The sequence below is a fragment of the Pseudoalteromonas sp. A601 genome (assembly GCF_002165575.1).
Classification (GTDB): Bacteria; Pseudomonadota; Gammaproteobacteria; order Enterobacterales; family Alteromonadaceae; genus Pseudoalteromonas.
Map to the genome: position 1 here is coordinate 15,631 of NZ_MXQF01000026.1, position 19,290 is coordinate 34,920.

Consider the following 19,290-nt stretch of genomic DNA (forward strand, 5'->3'; position numbering starts at 1 on the left):
AAAGCTGCTTTAACGTTTATGAAGTGAAATTACCGTATTTTCTATTACCAAACAGTACTACTGTACTTTAGAAAACTCTTCTTTTGAAAGCTCACCATTTTGGTCTGTATCTAACGCTGAGAAAATCTCAACAAGCTGCGCATTCACTGAGGCTTCTTTTTGGCTAATTACGCCATCGCCATCAGTATCGAATGTATCAAAGCTTACGGCAGCAAAAGCAGCAGATGAAGAAGCAAGGGCGATAATAGCAAGTGTTGTATTAATATGTTTCATAATTTGTATCCTAATAAAATAAGGGTAAGAAATCCTTTTCAGAGATCCATTATGCGATAAAATTCACATTAAGCTTCTGAAAACTCTTGTTTTGAAAGCTCACCATTGCCATCAGTATCAAGCTCTGAAAATTGACTCATCAACTTTGCATCCACCGACGCTTCGCTTTGACTAATTACACCATTACCATCAACGTCTAGGGTGTCGAAATCTGTTGCAGCAAACGCTGCTGATGAAGATGCAAGCGCAATAAGTGCTAATGTTTTATTTAATGTTTTCATATTTATATTCCTTCACTGTTTTATAAAAAAAGGCTTGAATCCTTGCTATCCTTTGTCATAGGCTCCTTGCCTATTTAGGTTGTCTTGGGCAACTCAGAATTTACTCGCAAAAAACGTTCGGTTTGCAACCATTAAGCTTTAGCAAACTCTTCTTTCGAAAGCTCACCGTTGCCGTCTGTATCCAGCTCTGTAAACTTACTCATTAATGCAGCATCAACTGATGCTTCGCTTTGGCTTATTGCGCCATTACCATCTACGTCAAGCGTATCGAAGTCTGTAGCAGCAAATGCCGCTGATGAAGAAGCTAGTGCGATAAGTGCTAAGGTTTTATTTAATGTGTTCATAATCAATCTTCCTTCAAAGTTTATGTACGATGCGATTAAAAGCTTAACCACGTTTTCGTTTCGTTCGAGTTAAGTATTACAACTTCAATGCCAAGATTAACAAACCCTTTTAAAACATTAAGTTAAGGTGAAAAACAGCAATAATAACGACTACTCACTAAAAAATATGTTGCTGTTTAGCAACATCACTTTCCCAACAAAAATAAAAGCATTTATTTTCAATTGGTTAGATTTAATAAAAAAGAAACAATATTGAAGAGGGGATAATTAGAACAGTTTTATTAACTAAAATAGAGGTAAACGCTTGCTGAACAGCATTTTTTTGAGGAAGTGTATTAAATTTATTTAACTTCTTAACATATTGATTAAATTAAATTATTAAATTTATTTTTATAAAACCTATGAATTAATTCGTCGTATTTGTATAAATCGTAAGGTTTGTTGCAAATAAGCGAAAGCAGTGATTTAAATCACTGCGTTTTATTTTACAAAACAACTTCTGTAGTTACTTTGGTCTTTACCGAGTTTGCGATAAAACAAAGCTCATGTGCCTGGTGATGCATTTTTTCAAGCTGCTCAGCTGTTGCTTGCTCGCCAGAGAACTTAACGCACGGTTTTAACACAACCTCAGTCATGGCCATACGGTTATCATCCCCTTTTTCCATTACTCCAATAGCGTTATCGGTATAACTCTCAACCACAAACCGCTTTTTTGCAGCGATTGATAAAAAGAACAACATATGACAACTCGAAAGTGAGGCTACAAAAGCTTCTTCGGGGTCAACATTTTCAGCAACTGAGTAAGGTAATGGCACGATATGTGGCGATGACGAGGCTTCAACGTTAGCTCCACCATCAAACTGCCACTGGTGAGCTCGGCTGTATTTATTATCTACAAACGATTCGCTAGGGTTGCGTGACCAAGTCACTTTCGCACTATACTCAGACATTAAAACTCCCACCTTATATAAATTTACACATCCCGCAGCCTAATACTGCATTAGGTCTGTCACGGTAATTATAACGATTATAAAAACTCTCCCTCCCTTTAACTGAAAACAAACCTACCGTTGCACCTTTTTTTGCCGCGCCCGCTAAGTACCCTTCTATATTATCCATAATTAATGTACCTATACCTTGTCCCTGTAAGTCAGGACTGACAACCACATCTTGAACATAAAAAAATAAGCCTCCATCACCAATTACGCGACCCATACCAACCAGTCGCTGTTTTTGACGGATCACAACATGAAATAGTGAGTTATGTAAACTAACACTTGCCATCTGTTCATCTAACTCACCCCATCCTACTTTTTCCCTCAAAAAAATATATTCTTCAAGGGTCGGGGCGTTAAACTCCACTATCAATTTATCGTCTAGCATAAAATATGGCTCCTGCACTCATACACTAAAACCGGTAAGCTTAAATAGTTAAAGAAAAAGCGCTTAGCCAAATCAACTGCTCACCATATGCTAACCTTTGATAAGCCCCTGCATTTGTGCGCTGTTTAAATGCTTTAGTTAGTCTGAAAGGTGACGCAAACAAAGCAGGCTAAAAACACTCTAAAGCTAATGGATAAGTAATCACTTATCGCGATTAAAATTAGCGCGATCAATAATGACAATAGCATAACTAACCCTGCTCAAGAATGGATTTGGCAAGTTACAGTAGGTGATTCAGTATAAGGGTTTGCATCCATTGGGAAACACCCAGCGCCCCAAATTCCTGTAACAAGGACAACAGAAAGCCAGCCCACTAAAACAACTAATATAGGTGCATTTTCAAGATTAATTACATACCAACCAAAAGCGCAAAAAAGTATGCCTAAAGGGTAGTTGTTTATAAGGGGAGATAATTTTTCTGTCGCACTTCCTGCTGCGCCAAGCTCGCTGCAAAATTGTTTATTATGGCTATAACTAGGGTAGAGTTTAGCGACTGTAAAAACACCAATTACAATCCAAATACTTGCGATAATTGCAGTATATACCCAAGCCACCTCAAAATGCGAGTTTCAGTTGGAATTAAAAGCGATTTAGGCAAGGCATTGATTGCAAATAATGGTTGTTCCCTTGTTAAAATCAATAACGCAGTATAAATCGCTTTTAAACCAACCCTTTGGGCGCTTCACAGGGACTTACTCCCATCGTTGTTACTTCTTAAAAGGGATGACCATTCTTGCAAAGTAACGCCTTGATATTAAGCCCCTGTGAAACGCTGAATTCTGCATCTTGAGGTGGCTTGGGTATAAGCTAAAAGTTAAAACATAATTTACTGCCATGTGCAGTCAAACTACCATGATAATAAACTCGTTCAGTGACCTTGTATACTTTGCGTATTAAATATGAAAAAAGCAGCCTGGGGTTGGCTGCTTTAATTTAGGGTAAAATCCATTTCGAGTAAGCACAGGCTAAATTTATGCGTTATCAAACTCTTGTTTTGATAACTCACCGTTGCCATCGGTATCAAGCTCAGCAAATGTTGCTGAGGTAATGCCACCCATTGATGCTTCTTGCTGGCTAAGTGCACCACTGCCATCAATATCCAGCTCATCAAAATCTACAGCTGCAAAAGCCGCAGATGAAGATGCTAGTGCAATAAGTGCTAATGTTTTGTTTAATCTATTCATAATATAATCCTTCAATGTACTATCAAAAAAATGCGTAAATTTAGTATCACCATCCTTGTTATCCTTTGTCATGAGCTCCTTGCCCACTTAGGTTGTCTTTGGCAACTCAGGATAAACTCAGTTATGCTCTTGAATACTCTTCTTTTGATAACTCACCATTTTGGTCAGCATCACGCTGTGCAAATTGATTAAATAACTCAGCATCTTCTTTGGCTTCAACCAAACTAATCGCACCATCATCATTTACATCTAGGGTGTTAAAATCTAATGCCTCAAATGCAAATACAGATGATGAACAAGTTATCGCTATAAGTGCTATTGCTTTGCTAAATGAACTCATTACTAAGCTCCTTTCATTGCCGTTTTAAATATTTAAGAAATCCTTTTCAACATTCCATGCAAAAGAATTAAGCTTTTGAGTACTCTTCTTTTGATAGTTCGCCATTTTGGTCAGTATCAAGCTCTGCGAACTTGCTTAGTAACTCAGTATCTACTGACGCTTCACTTTGGCTGATTGCGCCACTGCCGTCGATATCCAACGTATCAAAGTCTGTCCCTGCAAATGCAGCTGATGACGAAGCTAATGCGATTAGTGCTAATGTTTTATTTAACGTGTTCATAATTATATTCCTTCAAGTTATGGCTGCGATTAACTCGCGTTTCGTTTGTTGTAATATGACTATTACAACTTCAATGCCAACATTGAAAACACATTTAATATCAAGTAATTAAGATTAATATTTGATTGTTTCGTCATTTTTGGTAGGTATTTTTGTTGCCTTTTTGCAACAGCGACAACAGGAAAATTAAATTCAAATTAAAATCAAACACTTAGAATATTCTGGGATGATACAAAATCTACGTCTATGATTTTTTCAAGTCGAAATAGGATTGTTAAATATACGAATGAAGCATAAAAAAATAAATTAATCGATATTATTAAATATCAAACAGGAACTATAACTACCTGATAATTAATATCTAATTTATTATATAGCGATAATAAAGGGGAAAGTTAAATGCCTAATTTCAAGATATTCACCCTCTTGTTGCAAAATAGCGAATATCAACAAAGACATTTTAAACCAAAGGTTCTAACACGGAGAGATCGATAAAGTGATCTTTCATAAATTTTTTCATTTCATCTTCACTTGCATGTAACTGCACACCAAACTGCACCTGAGTCGCCAAACTACGAACACTGCATATTTGCCCACTAAACTCTTTCATCCCCTTATTCTCTTTATCAAGTAAGATATTACACTGAGTATTTTTGAGACTTGATAAGTCTTCTTTGCTTTTAATTTCAAACATAACTCCAGTTGCCGAGATGTCTTTAATAACCCCTAGCCACTGGCGCTCATCACTTAGTTTAATTTCTGCAGGCAACAAGGTGGGTATGCGCGTATGTGAGCGTAAACTAAATAGTTGTACTTGTGTTGGAAAGTCTATAAAAATCAACCTTGCAGGGTGTGATGCAACTGACATAACTTGTTGGCGAAAGGCAATAACCTGTCCCCCTCCACTTTCAAGTACAGCTCGAATAATAAGCACTACACCATCTTTAAGATATTCACCTGCGTTATGTAAACGTCTGACCGATGGGTAGTTAAGTACAATAAAACGATTATTGAGAAGCCCAATAAATTCAGTTTTTACTCGCTTGCTGTCTGTGGGAGTCAGTATTTCTACATCAACAAGTGTTCCCGCAGTGATCTTACCCAGCTTTTCTAAATTGAGCTGTAACTTCGTTTTTGGCATTCCCTTTCACCACATACTAATATTAATAGAGTATTGATATTAACCTAAATAGAGATAGAACAGCGATAACCCTAAAGTCTGAACTATCCTCGCCAGAATGTTGGTGTAAACAATACTAATAGCGTAAATATTTCTAATCGACCAAACACCATAGCTATGGTTAATAGCCACTTAGCTGCATCGCTCACGGCACCATAATGGCTAGCTACCTCACCAAGTCCTGGCCCTAAGTTATTCAAGCAGGCAGCAGTTGCCGAGAAAGCGGTAATGTTATCCATACCCGTTCCCATCAAAGCTAACATTATGATGACGAATACGAGTGCGTACGCAGAGAAAAATCCCCATACAGCTTCAACAACTTTGTCTGGAAGTGCTTTACGGCCCAGTTTAATTGAGTAGATTGCCCGCGGATGTACCAGCCGATTAAGCTCGCGCACACCTTGTAAGTAAAGTAAGAACACGCGCACAACTTTCATTCCACCACCCGTAGAGCCCGCGCAACCACCAATAAAACTAGAGAAAATTAACAAGATAGGTAAAAACAATGGCCATGTAGAAAAGGTGTCTGTGGCAAACCCTGCGGTAGTACTCATAGATACAGCTTGGAATAAAGCCTGATCAAGGGTTTCATCGCCATTAGCGTAAATGTTATTCGACGACAATACTGTAAAACACACAACAACTAATGCCAATTGAATAAACAAAAATACTTTAAACTCTGGATCTCGAATATAAATTTTTAAGTTGCGACTAGAAACGGCAGCATAATGAAGCGTAAAATTTACAGCTGCGATAATTAAAAAGACCACACAGATAAAGTTAATTAGTGGACTATCAAAGTGACCTATTGATGCGTCATAAGTGGAAAAGCCGCCAATAGCTATAGTGGAAAATGCATGGCAAATAGCATCAAACCAATCCATCCCTGCAGCCCAATACGCCAGCATACATGTAATAGTTAGCGATACATAAATGTACCAAAGATGCTTAGCTGTATCAGCTATACGCGGGGTCATTTTTGAGTCTTTAACTGGGCCAGGTATTTCAGCTCTATATAACTGCATACCACCAACACCAAGCATTGGTAATATAGCAACGGCCAGTACAATAATCCCCATTCCACCAAGCCATTGAAGTTGTTGGCGATAGAATAATACCGATTTAGGTAAATATTCTATCCCTGTTAATACAGTCGCCCCAGTAGTGGTAAGGCCTGAGAATGCTTCAAATACTGCGTCAGCCAGAGAGAGATTCGGTTCTTGCAAAAAGATAAGCGGAATAGAAGCAAATGCCCCCAGCACTAACCAAAATAGCACCACAATTAAAAACCCTTCGCGTGCTTTTAAATCACCATGCTCTTGTCTATTTGGATAATATGCGATTAAGCCAATAACAACACTAAAAATAAATGCCAATACAAATGGTACACCACCACCATCTTTATATATCAATGATACAACTGCTGGCGGGACCATGGTAATACTAAACAGTACAACAAGTTGGCCAAGAATTTTTATTATGGTACGAAATTGCATTTAGCTATCGCTTATTTAGGTATTTTCATTAACTGCTGGTTATTGTCTTACTGTTTAACTTTTAACTCAACCGCGCCATGGCTCAAATCATAAATATCTTTGATTGCTTGAGCTGCCTCGCGGCTATCTATAGCAATAGTCCATTCAATATTAGCAGTAAATTGCTTTTCAATATTAAGTACTTGATATTTTGTTTTTAATAATTGTTCAATCGCACCTTGTATGCTGTAATCAGTAAAACCTGTAAGCTCTACACTGGGTACTTTCACCACAGTGTTTAATTTTGCTAAAGCGTTATTTAAAGAGCCACCGTAAGCACGCACCAAGCCACCGGTACCCAGTTTAATCCCACCAAAATAACGGGTAACTACCGCTGTAACTTCACCCAAGCCAGATCCAACTAAAACATTAAGCATAGGTTTGCCAGCAGTACCATTTGGTTCTCCATCATCTGAAAATCCATATACATGACTGCCCCCTGGGTTTCCAGCAACGTGAGCCCAACAGTTATGCCGCGCATCGGCGTACTTTTCTTCAATATTTTTTATAAATGCTTTGGCTGCAGCTAAATCTGGGGTATGTGCAATATGCACAATAAACGTACTCTTTTTTATTTCTTCTTGATGAAACACATCATCTGCAGGGTATTTGTATTCTGACATATTTTACTTAACCAAAAAAATGGGGCCAACAGGCCCCTTCTCTCGCTAGCTTACGACTTAATCTAAGTGTAAGTCGCGCGTCATATTCTCTAAGCTATCTTCGTGTACTATGATGTTATCTTCTATACGAATACCACCAAATGGTTTGAATGCTTCAACTTTTTCCCAGTTAATAAACTGTTTGTTGTCAGTTTGCGCTAAATCACCTAATAATGAATCGATAAAATATAACCCAGGCTCAATTGTAAACACTTGGTTCTTTTCAATTAAACGAGTACATCGTAAAAACGGGTGCCCTTCTGGTGGCGCTTGATGGCCGCCTTTCTCATCAGCCATAAAACCGCCCATATCATGAACCTGCAAGCCAAGGTGATGGCCAAGCCCATGCGGGAAGAAGGTTGATGTAATACCGCGTTCAACAATTTCAGCAGCTGGTAGCTTAACAATATTAAAATCACTTAATACCTGCGCCACACGTTGATGACAATCAAGGTGCAACTCACCGTACAATAAGCCTGGCTTTAAGGCGTTGCCTAAGGCAATTTGATGCTCAGTCATAACCTTGATCAAATCTGCAAATTCACCTGACTTTTTAAAGTCATAAGTACGGGTAATATCTGCGGCATAACCATTAAAGTTAGCACCAGCATCGATTAAAAATGATTTATGCTCTTTAGGTGCTACTGGGTCAAAGTGCGTATAATGCAAAATAGCGCAATTTTCGTTAAGTGCAACAATGTTGCCATACGGCATTTCGTTTTCACTTTGACGTGTTGCGATCAAATAGGCTTGTTGAATATCAAACTCAGAACCACCAGCAAAGAAAGCATCTCGCGCTGCTTTGTGGCCATCTACCGCGATACTGTTTGCTTGGCGTAAGCATTCAAGTTCATATTGTGTTTTATATGCACGATGATAGTTTAGATAATTTATAATCGGCTCAGGATTCATAACGCTAAAGCCAAGCGCTTGCGCTACTTCGAGATACTCACCGATATAAGCGTACTTTTCTTTATCATACGGTAATAACTTCTCAACCTGATCTGGCTTTAAAAGAAGTTCAATATCAAAGTAATCAGCCCAAAAATCTCGAGGTTCATCAGGTACTTTGTGCCAAAAATCAACGGGGCGATAAAAAATCAGTTTTGGCTTATCACTGCCATTCACCACAATCCAACAATGAGGATTATCGATGACCGGTAACCAAGCTTTAAAATGAGGATTAACTTTAAACGGGTAATACATGTCGTCTAAAAACTGACGTTTAGCTTGACCCGAATGAATCACTAAACCTTCTAAACCTTCACGATCAATAATAGTACGCGTACGCTGTTGCAGTGTTGCAATATGTTCGGCGTATGAAACGGCTAATTTATCCATAGTAAACCCATCTGTTAAATTTAACTTGTGCAAGAGTCTACCATAGACTCATATAACGGCCAAAGCGTACCTAAAATGGTTAACCGCCCATTTTCATGTCGAGTATCGGTTCAAGTATATTACCCTCTCGCCCTAAACGTGTGTGATACACCTGGCGATAAGCAAACACATTTTTAACGTAATTACGTGTTTCACGATATGGGATCAACTCCACCCATAACTCCGCGGGCATTGCATCATCAGGTAACCAGCGTTTTATACGATGATATCCTGCATTATACGATGCTGTAGCTAGTACTTCATTTCCATGATTTTTCTTTTTTAAGTACTCTAAATACTGAGTACCTAAACGAATATTGGTTTTTGGTTGGTTAAGCCGCGTACTAGATACAGTGCTTTTGTTTACGTATTTTGCTGTGCTAGGTAGTAACTGCATTAAACCACGTGCATTAGCATGAGAGCGTGCGTCGGGCGCAAATGAACTTTCGCGACGCGATATAGCAATGCTCCACGTCATATCAATATGATTGCGTTTGCTATAGCGTTCAAATAAGTCTTGAAAGGCAAATGGAAAACGCAGCTCAACATAATCCCATGCTTTAATTTGAGCTAAGGTATAAATAGTACTATCGTACCAATCAAGCTCTGCCGCAAGCTTTGACGCTGCGAGCTTTTCTTGTTCACTGGAGGTACGTGTAAGATAATTCCACTCTCGTCTCGCTGAGGTAAAACGCTCTAGCTCATAAAGCGCTTTGGCGCGCTTAAAACCTGGTGCTTGTGCAACTTCTGCTACTAACGCATCACTGACTTGCAAAGGTTGATTGTTTAATTGCACTGGTATATTTAATCTCGCAGCAGCTAAAAACCCATAGTAATCGCGCTCTTTCGCCACCGTTTGCCAAATTGCATTGGCACGCTGTGTATCACCGCGCTGCGCTAAACTATAAGCAAGCCAATACTGCTGGCCAAGGCTAAGGTTTTCTTTACCAGTAAAAAACGCCACAATGCCCGACCAATCTTGAGCTTTTAACATATTACCCAATTGCCACTGCATTAATTTACGATCTTGGCGCTCCTTAGGCACTTTGTTTAACCAGAACCGCGCTTGTTTATGTCCACTCGATGCTAATGACAAAGCGAAGGTGTAATACACATCTGCTTTTTGCTCATCAGAGTAATCAAACATCTTATCAAGCTTTTCCCACGCTTTTAGTGCCAAGTCTCTATCACGCCAAACTAATCGCTTCACACCATAGTGCGCAATTTCACTTTCTTTAACTGTTTTATTTTTATAACGATAAAGCCCAGCAGCGGCACTTGGATCACTGCGTACTTTTTTGTATAAGTCAGCTAAGTACTGTTCACTTTTCGGAAGTAACGTTTTTAAATACGAAAGTAAATTCCTGTCGCCACCTTGAGCGGCTAAAGTAATACGCTGCCAAACACGAGCTTGGTTAAGATAACCTTTTTTGCTCCATAAACTAAATAACGAGTCGCATTCCTTTGGTTGTGACTTACCAACCACCCACAAATCACTCACTTGGCTTAAAATTGCTTTTTCTGGCGCGCCTAAATCAAGCTGGTATTGCAAGTAAGTACAGGTAAGTTCATTGTTAGCCGTTTTACGGTAGTTATTTATGTAAGTAGCCTTGTGATCATGCTTACGCAAATATTGTAGCCAAGATTTACGCACTGGCCATTCAAGTGGTGTGTTTTGATAAATCGTTAAGTAATTTTCAATCTCTGTTTGATACTTCACATTTGGATGTCGCTGCCAATAGGTTTTCTCGACATACGGCTTAAGTGGGTGATCCAAGTTATTAATAACGTCTTGAAATTCTTTATAGTCGCTATAACGTACTTTTTTTTCAGCGTCTAAAAACGCGTCATGTTTGTCATTGGCCCCGGCAGAAAAAAAAGGGAGAAATAATGCAGCTGCCGTCCAACCTAATAAATGTTTTTTCATGATGACCTTTACGATTAAAAGTACTCAAAAATAAAAATATAAATTCAGCTAAAAACTTCACCTACACCTTAGCACCAAACCAGCTATATTTTAACCAGTAGTAACTCAGCATAGTAAATTTTTCGTTGCATTTTTAATTTAAAGCAAGCACACTGATTGAAATGCAAACTCATCGTACCAGTCTTAGTTCACACACTAGGGAGAATAATAATGTTATATAAGAGCGATTCCTTTGAAGTTGCTTTCATCAAGGATAATATCGCCGAGTTCAAATTTTGTGTTGCAGGTTCTGTAAACACTTTGTCTCAGCAAACCTTGAAAGATTGCGCTTCTGCATTAAAAGAATTAGCAGCAAATAATGATATCAAAGGCATGATTTTTACCAGTGATAAAGAGCACTTTATTATTGGCGCCGATATTTTTGAATTTTTACCAACGTTTACTAAACCAGAAGCTGAATTAGTAACATGGATCAAAGATGCCACTGATGTATTTGACGCTTTAGAAGATTTACCATTCCCAACGCTAAGCGTGATAAACGGCTTAGCACTTGGCGGCGGCTGTGAGTGGGTACTTGCTACCGATTACCGCGTTGCCAGTACTACAGCTAAAATTGGCCTTCCAGAAGTTAAACTTGGTATTATGCCTGGTTTTGGTGGCACAGTTCGTCTACCACGCATAGTTGGTGCTGATAATGCGATGCTGTGGATCACTTCTGGCACAGAGAACCGCGCTGCAGATGCCCTTAAAGTAGGCGCAGTTGATGCGGTAGTTAGTGCTGACAAACTTTTAGAGTCAAGTATTTCAACACTTGAACTAGCTATCTCTGGAAAGTTAGATTGGCAAGCGAAACGTAATATTAAGCTACAACCGCTTAAATTAAACCGCGTTGAGCAAGGCATGAGCTTTGCAATGGCTGAAGGTATGGTTATGGGTAAAACCAAAGGCCATTATCCTGCACCAGTTATGGCAATTCGTACTATTAAAGCAGCGGCAAACTGTACTCGCGATGAAGCAATGGCAATCGAAAACACGAACTTCGCCAAACTTGCACGTACTCCAGAAGCCGCAGCACAAACAGGTATTTTCCTTGCTGATCAATACATCAAAGGTAAAGCACGTAAATCAGCTAAAACCAGCGATGTAGAAATCAAGCAAGCTGCTGTATTAGGCGCAGGCATCATGGGTGGCGGTATCGCTTACCAATCTGCGTATAAAGGCACGCCTATTATAATGAAAGACATCCAACAGGATGCACTTGATTTAGGTATGGGTGAAGCATCTAAACTATTAGGTGCTAAAGTGAAGCGCGGCCACATGGCAATGGATAAAATGGTTGCCACACTAGGTAAAATCAAACCGACTCTAAATGATAGCGACTTACAAAGCGCTGATATCATTGTTGAAGCCGTTGTTGAAAACCCTAAAGTTAAGCAAGCTGTGCTATCGCAACTTGAAAAAGACATGCCAGAAGGCACCGTGCTTACATCTAATACCTCAACTATTCGTATTGATGAATTAGCAACTGCGCTAGAAAAGCCTGAAAACTTCTGTGGTATGCACTTCTTTAACCCAGTGCCTAAAATGCCACTTGTAGAAATTATTCGCGGCGAAAAAACGTCTGAGCAAACAATTAATGCAGTGGTAGATTACGCATTAAAATTGGGTAAATCACCGATTGTTGTTAACGATTGCCCAGGCTTCTTTGTTAACCGTGTTTTATTCCCTTACTTTGCAGGCTTTAGCAAGCTCGTTGTTGAAGGCGCTAACTTTGCCAAAGTAGATAAAGTAATGGAAAGCGTATTTGGTTGGCCTATGGGCCCAGCCTACTTACTAGATGTTGTAGGTATCGATACAGCTTATCATTGTACTGGCGTAATGGCTGACGGTTTCCCTGAGCGTATGTCTCGTCAAGAAAAAGATCCTGTTACCGTATTTGCCAACGAAAAACGTTTTGGTCAAAAGAACAAAGTAGGCTTCTACCAATACGCACCAGACCGCCGTGGTCGCTTGAAAAAAGCTCAAGACCCACAGGCTGTAGAGTTACTTAGCTCAATCACTGATGCAGCAAAAGAATTTGATAAACAAGAAATTATTGACCGCTGTATGGTGCCAATGATTAACGAAGTACTCCTTTGTTTACAAGAAGGCATTGTTGCTTCGCCACAAGAAGCAGATATGGCGCTTATTTACGGTATCGGTTTCCCTCCATTTAGAGGCGGCGCGTTCCGTTACTTAGATCAAACTGGTTTAGCTAACTTTGTTGCAACAGCAGACAAGTACGCTCATCTAGGTGCGATTTACCAAGTATCAGAGCAAACTCGCCAATGGGCTGAAGAAGGCCGTGTTTTCTATAAGGTGGAAGGTTAATATCATGAATAATCCAGTAATTGTAGATTGTATCCGCACACCAATGGGTCGCTCAAAGGGCGGCGTATTCAAACACAAGCGTGCGGAAGACTTAAGTGCCCATCTGATGAAGGGCTTACTAGAACGTAACCCAGCCGTTGATCCAGCATCAATTGATGATATTTATTGGGGTTGTGTACAACAAACTTTAGAGCAAGGCTTTAACGTTGCTCGTAACGCATCATTACTTGCCGGTATTCCGCATTCAGTACCAGCAACGACAGTAAACCGCTTATGTGGCTCATCTATGCAAGCATTGCATGACGCTGCTCGCGCAATTATGACTGGCGCTGGTGACACTTACCTCATTGGTGGTGTTGAGCACATGGGCCACGTACCTATGACTCATGGTAATGACTTTCACCCAGGCTTAGCAACATCAATCGCACAAGCGTCTGGTTCAATGGGTTTAACTGCAGAGTACCTTGCTACTATTCACGGCATTAGCCGTCAGCAGCAAGATGAATTTGCTTACCGTTCACACCAACGTGCACATGCTGCAACTGTTGAAGGCCGTTTCCGCCGTGAAATTCTCGCAATGGAAGGTCACGATGCAGATGGCTCATTAATTCTTGTTGAAGACGACGAAGTAATTCGCCCAGAAACAACAGTAGAAGGCCTATCGCAGCTACGTCCAGTATTTAACCCTGCTACGGGCTCTGTTACTGCTGGTACTTCTTCAGCACTTTCTGACGGCGCATCAGCAATGCTAGTAATGAGCGAAGAAAAAGCCAAAGCATTGGGCCTACCAATTCGTGCTCGTGTTAAAGCAATGGCGGTTGCAGGTTGCGATCCATCAATCATGGGTTACGGCCCAGTACCAGCAAGTAAAAAAGCACTTGCACAAGCGGGTATCACTATTGATGACATCGACGTTGCTGAACTTAACGAAGCATTCGCAGCACAATCATTACCCGTATTAAAAGACTTAGGTCTTGCAGATGTGGTTGATGAAAAAGTGAATCTAAATGGCGGCGCAATTGCACTTGGACACCCGCTTGGTTGTTCAGGTTCGCGTATTAGCACGTCACTTATTCACTTAATGGAAGACAAAAACGCAAAATATGGTTTAGCTACTATGTGTATTGGTTTAGGCCAAGGCATCGCAACTGTATTTGAACGTGTACAAGACTAATTAGCTTATACACGTAACCAACTCTTGGTGATAAAAAGCCGCGCAGATTTATAAATCTGCGCGGCTTTTTTATATGCTGTGCTTTGTAGCTTAAAAAGCATAACTGAAGTGACTTTATTTATTGCAGCGAGGTCGTTAAACTAGCAGCCTTAAATTAATCGTTAAGCGCCACTTGATAAGGTTCACCGCCATGAGTTTTGATAACCCCGATCACCAATTAGACGCCATCGGCCTTCGCTGCCCAGAGCCTGTGATGATGATCCGTAGTGCGGTACGTAAAATGACAGAAGGCGAAACCTTACTGATCATCGCAGACGATCCCTCAACCACCCGCGACATCCCCAGCTTCTGCACGTTCATGGATCACACGCTAATAGCTAAAGAAGTTGATGCCGTACCGTATAGGTATTTGGTGAAGAAAGGGCTTTGAAACGAGACTCTAGGTGCTAGGTGCTAGGTGCTAGGTGCTAATCAGAATAGTTTGTGTCATATTTTTTTAATAGCTTATAAGTTTCATTTAATTCTGTTTTAACTTCTATGTTATCAGCTAAATTAAATAACGAAGCTTGATTCAATTTTGCCAGCAAAAACGATGTAGTGAAATAGAGAAACTCTTTACTTATAGTTTTTCTTACATTACTACTTTCATCTTGAACTAATTGCATATATGAATCAAATCCAGAATGTGAGTACCCGCATAGATATGAATATTGAAGCTTTATAAACTTAGGTAATGAGGTATCCTCTAATCTTTGTGATATCGATTTTGCTCCCCAACCATTATCTAGGATCTTATTTAAATGCTCTTTCTTTTTGCCTAACTCAGAACCTTTTTCTGAATTAATTTTTTAATGATTTTAATTTTATTTTTTTCACTTTTAATCTTTTCTCTTAGTTCATTACTATTAATTCCATCATGATTCAGTTTTTGCCTACTTTTAAAACCAGAATATTTATAAACTAAGAATCTAAACTCTCGCTCATTCAGAATATCCTTACCTTCAAACCAAAATAGCGACGTTAGAGTTGCATATATTTCAATTATACTTCTCAATAATACTTTTGCAGAAGCATGGTCAACCTGAGTACTATTCTCTATAGCTTCAAATGATGTTCCATCTAGAATTACCGAAATGCTTTGACAATGATTAAGTAACTTTTTTATTGAAAGGTATTGTAGACTTCCTTCCTCAGAGCTTTGATAATATGAGTTGAATGTTTCTTGAAATAAAAACACAGCTTCATTAAGAACTCTTTGAAACTCACTTTTTGTTGCATACTCAAATTGCATAATAAGCTACCTTATGATTAAAGGCTCAAGCCTAGAGCCTAAAACCTACTCCCTAGAACCTTTACTTTTTAATTATCGTCACTTTTGGTTCATCGTAATTACGATAATCGATGCTAACAATGTAGCTGCCTTTAATTGCTGGGGTGAAGCTGAAGTAATTATAGATGGTATTACAGTCGGCAATGGCGGCTTGGCCAAGTACTAATGACTGCCCTGCTGGTGCGGCTTCACTGTAACCACAATTGTAGCCTTCGCTAAAGTCGGCATCGGCAATTTTAAATTCGTATACTTTACCAGGTGTTGAAAACTTAACATTGGCTTGGTAAATCGCGGGGGCAACTTGTTCAAACTGATATTGCGGCTCTGCGTCCCATAAGGTGAAATCGCCTCGTAAGTACATGGTTTTATCTAGCTCTTTACTAGGTAATACGTCATCAATGCTAGGGAGTTGGACCTGACTCGAACATGCGGTTAATAAGCTAACTACCGCAAGCGTTAAAATACGTTTCATAGGTTAACCTCTAAGACAAAAAAGCCAGCATAGCTGCTGGCTTTTTAAGCTACGCTGAACTTACTTCTGCAGTACAGAAATATCAGCAATATCCAAAAATAAGCCACTTAATTGACTTAACAGTGCTAAACGATTTTGCTTAACGGCTTCATCGTCTGCCATTACCATCACGTTATCAAAGAAATTATCAACACTTTCGCGGATACCCGCCAATTGCACTAATGCTTCTTGATAATCACCTGCGGCGTATAAAGGTGCAAGATCAGTTGCGAATTTAGCAACCTGTGAAGCGAGAACTTTTTCAGCATCATCGCTTAATAAGCTCTCATCGACCTTGCCTTGGCTCGTAATATCATTCTTAGCAAGAATGTTGCTTACGCGCTTATTAGCCGCTGCAAGTGCTTCTGCGGCATCTAAAGTGCGGAAGTGACTTACCGCTTTAACACGGCGGTCAAAATCAACAGGCTTAGTCGGGCGACGTGCCAGTACCGCTTGAATTACATCTACTTGAATGCCTTCATCTTGATACCAAGCACGGAAGCGGCCAAGCATAAATTCAAACACATCTGTCGATACATTTAAGTTAGTTAGCTTTTCGCCAAATAAGCTTTGTGATTTAGCAACTAAGTCTAGGATATCTAATGGCAGCTCTTTCTCTACCATGATACGTAACGCACCAATTGCAGCACGACGAAGTGCAAACGGGTCTTTATCGCCTTTTGGTGCTTGGCCAATTCCGAAGATACCCACTAGCGTGTCAAACTTATCAGCAATGGCAACCGCACAGCTGATTAAGTTTGTTGGTAAACTGTCGCCTGCAAAGCGCGGCATGTACTGCTCATTTTGCGCAATGGCTACGTCTTCGGCTTCACCGTCATGACGTGCGTAATGCATGCCCATAACACCTTGTACGTCAGTAAATTCCATTACCATTTCGGTCATTAAGTCTGTTTTACTTAGTAAGCCGGCGCGCTCTGCGAGCGCTTTATCTGTACCGAGTTGTTCAGCAATATAACCAGCAAGTGCAGCAATACGCTCAGACTTATCTTTTAGCGTGCCCAGTTGTTTTTGGAACAATACGCTATCTAAAGATTCTAAACGGCTTTCGAGGGTTTTCTTTTTATCTGTTTCAAAAAAGAACTGCGCATCCGCTAAACGTGGGCGTACAACTTTTTCGTTACCCGCGATAACAACACTTGGGTTTTTACTTTCAATGTTTGAAACAAATAAAAACTTATTAAGCAGCTTGCCATCTTGATCTAGTAACGGGAAGTATTTTTGGTCGTCTTTCATGGTGTAGATCAGCGCTTCTGCTGGTACATCTAAAAACGCCTCTTCAAATGTTGCGGTCAGGGTAACTGGCCACTCTACTAAAGAAGTTACTTCTTCTAGTAAATCTTCATCCATCGCAACCACAGCATTAACGGCTTTTGCTGCAGCTTCAATTTGGCTGCGAATTTGTGCTTTACGTTCCTCGTAATCGGCAACAACGTGTGCAGATTTAAGTACGTCAAAAACTTCATCAGCATGGTTAATGCTAATTTTTTCTGGATGATGAAAGCGGTGTCCTTGCAGCTGGTTATTAATTGCTTTGCCAAGTACTTCGCCTTCAATTAGCTTATCGCCAAATAAAATAGTGGCAGTATGCACCGGGCGAATAAATTGTGTTTTATTCGCGCCCCAACGCATTGGCTTTGGAATTGGCAGTTTCGCTAACGCCTTATTTACTACGTCGTTTAATAAAGCGGTGGTTTCTTTACCTGCTACTTTGGCAATATGTAATAACCATGCGCCTTTATCTGTTTCAAGATTTTGTGCGTCTTTAACATCAATACCGCAACCGCGTGCCCAACCCATAGCCGCTTTAGTTGGGTTACCTTCGCTGTCAAATGCAGCTTTTGTCGCTGGGCCACGTTTTTCAACTTCTTTATCTTGTTGTTGTGCTTCAAGCGCTGTCACTTGTAAACCTAAACGACGTGGTGATGCATACCATTTTACACCTTGATGAGCTAACTCTAGCCCCTCAAGTTCTGCTGTTAGGTTTTCAGCAAATGCTTCTGCAAGTTTACGCAGCGCTTTTGGTGGCAATTCTTCGGTGCCAATTTCTACTAATAAATTTTGTGCTGACATGGTTAATCCTTACAAAGCGGGAAGCCAAGGGCTTCGCGTGCATCATAATAACTTTGTGCACATGCTTTAGATAATGCACGAACACGTAATATATAACGTTGGCGTTCTGTCACAGAAATCGCGTGACGAGCATCCAGTAAGTTAAATGCGTGCGATGCTTTCATTACTTGCTCGTAGGCAGGTAATGGTAAGCCAGCTTCAATTAGCTTTTCGCTCTCAGCTTCACATTTATCAAACTGTGCAAACAAGTCTGCAACGTTTGCGTGTTCAAAGTTATAAGTTGATTGCTCGACTTCGTTTTGATGGAATACATCACCATAGGTAACGCGTCCCATTGGACCATCTGCCCATACCAGATCGTAAATACTGTCTACGCCCTGAATATACATAGCTAAACGCTCAAGGCCATAAGTAATTTCACCAGTGACTGGTGAACACTCTAAGCCACCGACTTGTTGGAAGTAGGTAAACTGTGTTACTTCCATGCCGTTTAACCAAATCTCCCAACCTAGGCCCCACGCACCTAATGTAGGTGATTCCCAGTTGTCTTCTACGAAGCGCACTTCATCAGTTAACGTATCAATGCCTACAGCTGCTAAAGAGCCTAAGTAAAGCTCTTGGATGTTCTCTGGTGATGGCTTTAATACTACTTGAAATTGGTAGTAATGTTGTAAGCGGTTAGGGTTTTCACCATAACGGCCATCAGTAGGACGGCGACACGGTTGTACGTAGGCGCTAGACATTGGCTCAGGGCCAATAGACTTTAAGAATGTTTGAGGGTGAAATGTACCCGCGCCAACTTCCATATCGAGTGGCTGAATAATGACACAACCTTGCTGTGCCCAGTAATCCTGTAAAGCCAGGATCAAACCTTGAAAGGTTTTAACGTCATATTTTTGCATATTTGGCTTTTAGTATCTGCTGTGATGTAGCGTGAATATTACCCTCAGTATACCTTGTGCGTAGTCATGTTTTAAGCAGTTTG

The 19,290-nt window shown here is 40.1% G+C and carries 21 protein-coding genes and 2 pseudogenes; 3 read left to right on the plus strand and 20 right to left on the minus strand.

The features are described from left to right. Positions 1-57: 57 nt before the first annotated feature. The 14 genes and pseudogenes from B5G52_RS17200 to B5G52_RS17265 all read right to left on the minus strand — a co-directional run bounded on the left by B5G52_RS17200 (position 58) and on the right by B5G52_RS17265 (position 10,829). Positions 58-273: an EF-hand domain-containing protein gene (locus tag B5G52_RS17200; protein WP_087533882.1), complete on the minus strand. Its 216-nt coding sequence runs from the start codon at positions 271-273 to the stop codon at positions 58-60. 68 nt (positions 274-341) lie between these two features. Continuing rightward, positions 342-554 carry a calmodulin gene (locus B5G52_RS17205; protein ID WP_087533883.1) on the minus strand — a complete coding sequence of 71 codons (213 nt, stop codon included), beginning with the start codon at positions 552-554 and terminating at the stop codon, positions 342-344. 131 nt (positions 555-685) lie between these two features. Further along, positions 686-898: an EF-hand domain-containing protein gene (locus B5G52_RS17210; protein WP_087533884.1), complete on the minus strand. Its 213-nt coding sequence runs from the start codon at positions 896-898 to the stop codon at positions 686-688. Between the two features lie 485 nt (positions 899-1,383). Beyond that, a complete protein-coding gene (locus B5G52_RS17215; RefSeq protein ID WP_087533885.1) occupies positions 1,384-1,848 on the minus strand; it encodes an OsmC family protein in 465 nt (154 codons plus the stop codon). A gap of 13 nt (positions 1,849-1,861) precedes the next feature. Then, on the minus strand, positions 1,862-2,281 hold the full coding sequence (locus B5G52_RS17220) for a GNAT family N-acetyltransferase (RefSeq protein WP_087533886.1): 420 nt from the start codon (positions 2,279-2,281) through the stop codon (positions 1,862-1,864). A gap of 40 nt (positions 2,282-2,321) precedes the next feature. Further along, positions 2,322-2,895 (minus strand): annotated as a pseudogene (locus tag B5G52_RS17225) (DUF998 domain-containing protein). Positions 2,896-3,312: 417 nt separating this feature from the next. Then, the gene (locus tag B5G52_RS17230) at positions 3,313-3,525 is read right to left on the minus strand and encodes a calmodulin (protein ID WP_087533924.1); all 213 of its coding nucleotides are present in this window, start codon (positions 3,523-3,525) and stop codon (positions 3,313-3,315) included. A gap of 121 nt (positions 3,526-3,646) precedes the next feature. Then, on the minus strand, positions 3,647-3,865 hold the full coding sequence (locus B5G52_RS17235; RefSeq protein ID WP_087533887.1) for a calmodulin: 219 nt from the start codon (positions 3,863-3,865) through the stop codon (positions 3,647-3,649). Between the two features lie 67 nt (positions 3,866-3,932). After that, the gene (locus tag B5G52_RS17240) at positions 3,933-4,145 is read right to left on the minus strand and encodes a calmodulin (RefSeq protein WP_087533888.1); all 213 of its coding nucleotides are present in this window, start codon (positions 4,143-4,145) and stop codon (positions 3,933-3,935) included. Between the two features lie 460 nt (positions 4,146-4,605). Continuing rightward, positions 4,606-5,286 (minus strand): flagellar brake protein, encoded by a 681-nt coding sequence (locus B5G52_RS17245; RefSeq protein WP_087533889.1) that lies wholly within the window; start codon positions 5,284-5,286, stop codon positions 4,606-4,608. 83 nt (positions 5,287-5,369) lie between these two features. Next, on the minus strand, positions 5,370-6,821 hold the full coding sequence (locus B5G52_RS17250; RefSeq protein ID WP_087533890.1) for a TrkH family potassium uptake protein: 1,452 nt from the start codon (positions 6,819-6,821) through the stop codon (positions 5,370-5,372). A gap of 47 nt (positions 6,822-6,868) precedes the next feature. Beyond that, a complete protein-coding gene (locus tag B5G52_RS17255) occupies positions 6,869-7,483 on the minus strand; it encodes a YigZ family protein (RefSeq protein ID WP_087533891.1) in 615 nt (204 codons plus the stop codon). Positions 7,484-7,540: 57 nt separating this feature from the next. Continuing rightward, positions 7,541-8,863: a Xaa-Pro dipeptidase gene (gene pepQ, locus B5G52_RS17260; protein ID WP_087533892.1), complete on the minus strand. Its 1,323-nt coding sequence runs from the start codon at positions 8,861-8,863 to the stop codon at positions 7,541-7,543. Between the two features lie 79 nt (positions 8,864-8,942). Beyond that, on the minus strand, positions 8,943-10,829 hold the full coding sequence (locus B5G52_RS17265; protein ID WP_087533893.1) for a transglycosylase SLT domain-containing protein: 1,887 nt from the start codon (positions 10,827-10,829) through the stop codon (positions 8,943-8,945). A 210-nt stretch (positions 10,830-11,039) separates the two neighbouring features. On the opposite strand from B5G52_RS17265, the gene fadB reads away from it, so the two are divergent. The 3 genes from fadB (at position 11,040) to tusA (ending at position 14,803) form a co-directional block, all read left to right on the plus strand. Next, positions 11,040-13,199 (plus strand): fatty acid oxidation complex subunit alpha FadB, encoded by a 2,160-nt coding sequence (fadB, locus tag B5G52_RS17270; protein WP_087533894.1) that lies wholly within the window; start codon positions 11,040-11,042, stop codon positions 13,197-13,199. Between the two features lie 4 nt (positions 13,200-13,203). After that, on the plus strand, positions 13,204-14,373 hold the full coding sequence (fadA, locus tag B5G52_RS17275) for an acetyl-CoA C-acyltransferase FadA (protein WP_087533895.1): 1,170 nt from the start codon (positions 13,204-13,206) through the stop codon (positions 14,371-14,373). Between the two features lie 190 nt (positions 14,374-14,563). Then, positions 14,564-14,803, plus strand: coding sequence for a sulfurtransferase TusA (gene tusA / locus B5G52_RS17280; RefSeq protein WP_087533896.1), 240 nt, complete (start codon positions 14,564-14,566; stop codon positions 14,801-14,803). A 37-nt stretch (positions 14,804-14,840) separates the two neighbouring features. On the opposite strand, the gene B5G52_RS17285 is transcribed toward tusA, so the two are convergent. From B5G52_RS17285 to glyQ, 6 genes and pseudogenes are all read right to left on the minus strand, one after another. Then, on the minus strand, positions 14,841-15,038 hold the full coding sequence (locus tag B5G52_RS17285) for a hypothetical protein (RefSeq protein ID WP_087533897.1): 198 nt from the start codon (positions 15,036-15,038) through the stop codon (positions 14,841-14,843). 36 nt (positions 15,039-15,074) lie between these two features. Continuing rightward, positions 15,075-15,218 (minus strand): annotated as a pseudogene (locus tag B5G52_RS22560) (hypothetical protein); the annotation flags it as partial. Continuing rightward, the gene (locus B5G52_RS17290; protein WP_087533898.1) at positions 15,191-15,664 is read right to left on the minus strand and encodes a hypothetical protein; all 474 of its coding nucleotides are present in this window, start codon (positions 15,662-15,664) and stop codon (positions 15,191-15,193) included. The pseudogene B5G52_RS22560 and the gene B5G52_RS17290, both read right to left, overlap by 28 nt. A gap of 61 nt (positions 15,665-15,725) precedes the next feature. Then, positions 15,726-16,175 (minus strand): hypothetical protein, encoded by a 450-nt coding sequence (locus B5G52_RS17295; protein WP_087533899.1) that lies wholly within the window; start codon positions 16,173-16,175, stop codon positions 15,726-15,728. A 60-nt stretch (positions 16,176-16,235) separates the two neighbouring features. Further along, positions 16,236-18,305 (minus strand): glycine--tRNA ligase subunit beta, encoded by a 2,070-nt coding sequence (gene glyS, locus B5G52_RS17300; RefSeq protein ID WP_087533900.1) that lies wholly within the window; start codon positions 18,303-18,305, stop codon positions 16,236-16,238. A gap of 2 nt (positions 18,306-18,307) precedes the next feature. Then, on the minus strand, positions 18,308-19,207 hold the full coding sequence (glyQ, locus tag B5G52_RS17305) for a glycine--tRNA ligase subunit alpha (RefSeq protein WP_087533901.1): 900 nt from the start codon (positions 19,205-19,207) through the stop codon (positions 18,308-18,310). Between the last annotated feature and the right edge of the window lie 83 nt (positions 19,208-19,290).

Coding starts and splice junctions, on each gene's coding strand:
- B5G52_RS17200 (WP_087533882.1), bottom strand. CDS start 273: ATGAAACATATTAATACAACACTTGCTATTATCGCCCTTGCTTCTTCA.
- B5G52_RS17205 (WP_087533883.1), bottom strand. CDS start 554: ATGAAAACATTAAATAAAACATTAGCACTTATTGCGCTTGCATCTTCA.
- B5G52_RS17210 (WP_087533884.1), bottom strand. CDS start 898: ATGAACACATTAAATAAAACCTTAGCACTTATCGCACTAGCTTCTTCA.
- B5G52_RS17215 (WP_087533885.1), bottom strand. CDS start 1,848: ATGTCTGAGTATAGTGCGAAAGTGACTTGGTCACGCAACCCTAGCGAA.
- B5G52_RS17220 (WP_087533886.1), bottom strand. CDS start 2,281: ATGCTAGACGATAAATTGATAGTGGAGTTTAACGCCCCGACCCTTGAA.
- B5G52_RS17230 (WP_087533924.1), bottom strand. CDS start 3,525: ATGAATAGATTAAACAAAACATTAGCACTTATTGCACTAGCATCTTCA.
- B5G52_RS17235 (WP_087533887.1), bottom strand. CDS start 3,865: ATGAGTTCATTTAGCAAAGCAATAGCACTTATAGCGATAACTTGTTCA.
- B5G52_RS17240 (WP_087533888.1), bottom strand. CDS start 4,145: ATGAACACGTTAAATAAAACATTAGCACTAATCGCATTAGCTTCGTCA.
- B5G52_RS17245 (WP_087533889.1), bottom strand. CDS start 5,286: ATGCCAAAAACGAAGTTACAGCTCAATTTAGAAAAGCTGGGTAAGATC.
- B5G52_RS17250 (WP_087533890.1), bottom strand. CDS start 6,821: ATGCAATTTCGTACCATAATAAAAATTCTTGGCCAACTTGTTGTACTG.
- B5G52_RS17255 (WP_087533891.1), bottom strand. CDS start 7,483: ATGTCAGAATACAAATACCCTGCAGATGATGTGTTTCATCAAGAAGAA.
- pepQ (WP_087533892.1), bottom strand. CDS start 8,863: ATGGATAAATTAGCCGTTTCATACGCCGAACATATTGCAACACTGCAA.
- B5G52_RS17265 (WP_087533893.1), bottom strand. CDS start 10,829: ATGAAAAAACATTTATTAGGTTGGACGGCAGCTGCATTATTTCTCCCT.
- fadB (WP_087533894.1), top strand. CDS start 11,040: ATGTTATATAAGAGCGATTCCTTTGAAGTTGCTTTCATCAAGGATAAT.
- fadA (WP_087533895.1), top strand. CDS start 13,204: ATGAATAATCCAGTAATTGTAGATTGTATCCGCACACCAATGGGTCGC.
- tusA (WP_087533896.1), top strand. CDS start 14,564: ATGAGTTTTGATAACCCCGATCACCAATTAGACGCCATCGGCCTTCGC.
- B5G52_RS17285 (WP_087533897.1), bottom strand. CDS start 15,038: ATGCAATTAGTTCAAGATGAAAGTAGTAATGTAAGAAAAACTATAAGT.
- B5G52_RS17290 (WP_087533898.1), bottom strand. CDS start 15,664: ATGCAATTTGAGTATGCAACAAAAAGTGAGTTTCAAAGAGTTCTTAAT.
- B5G52_RS17295 (WP_087533899.1), bottom strand. CDS start 16,175: ATGAAACGTATTTTAACGCTTGCGGTAGTTAGCTTATTAACCGCATGT.
- glyS (WP_087533900.1), bottom strand. CDS start 18,305: ATGTCAGCACAAAATTTATTAGTAGAAATTGGCACCGAAGAATTGCCA.
- glyQ (WP_087533901.1), bottom strand. CDS start 19,207: ATGCAAAAATATGACGTTAAAACCTTTCAAGGTTTGATCCTGGCTTTA.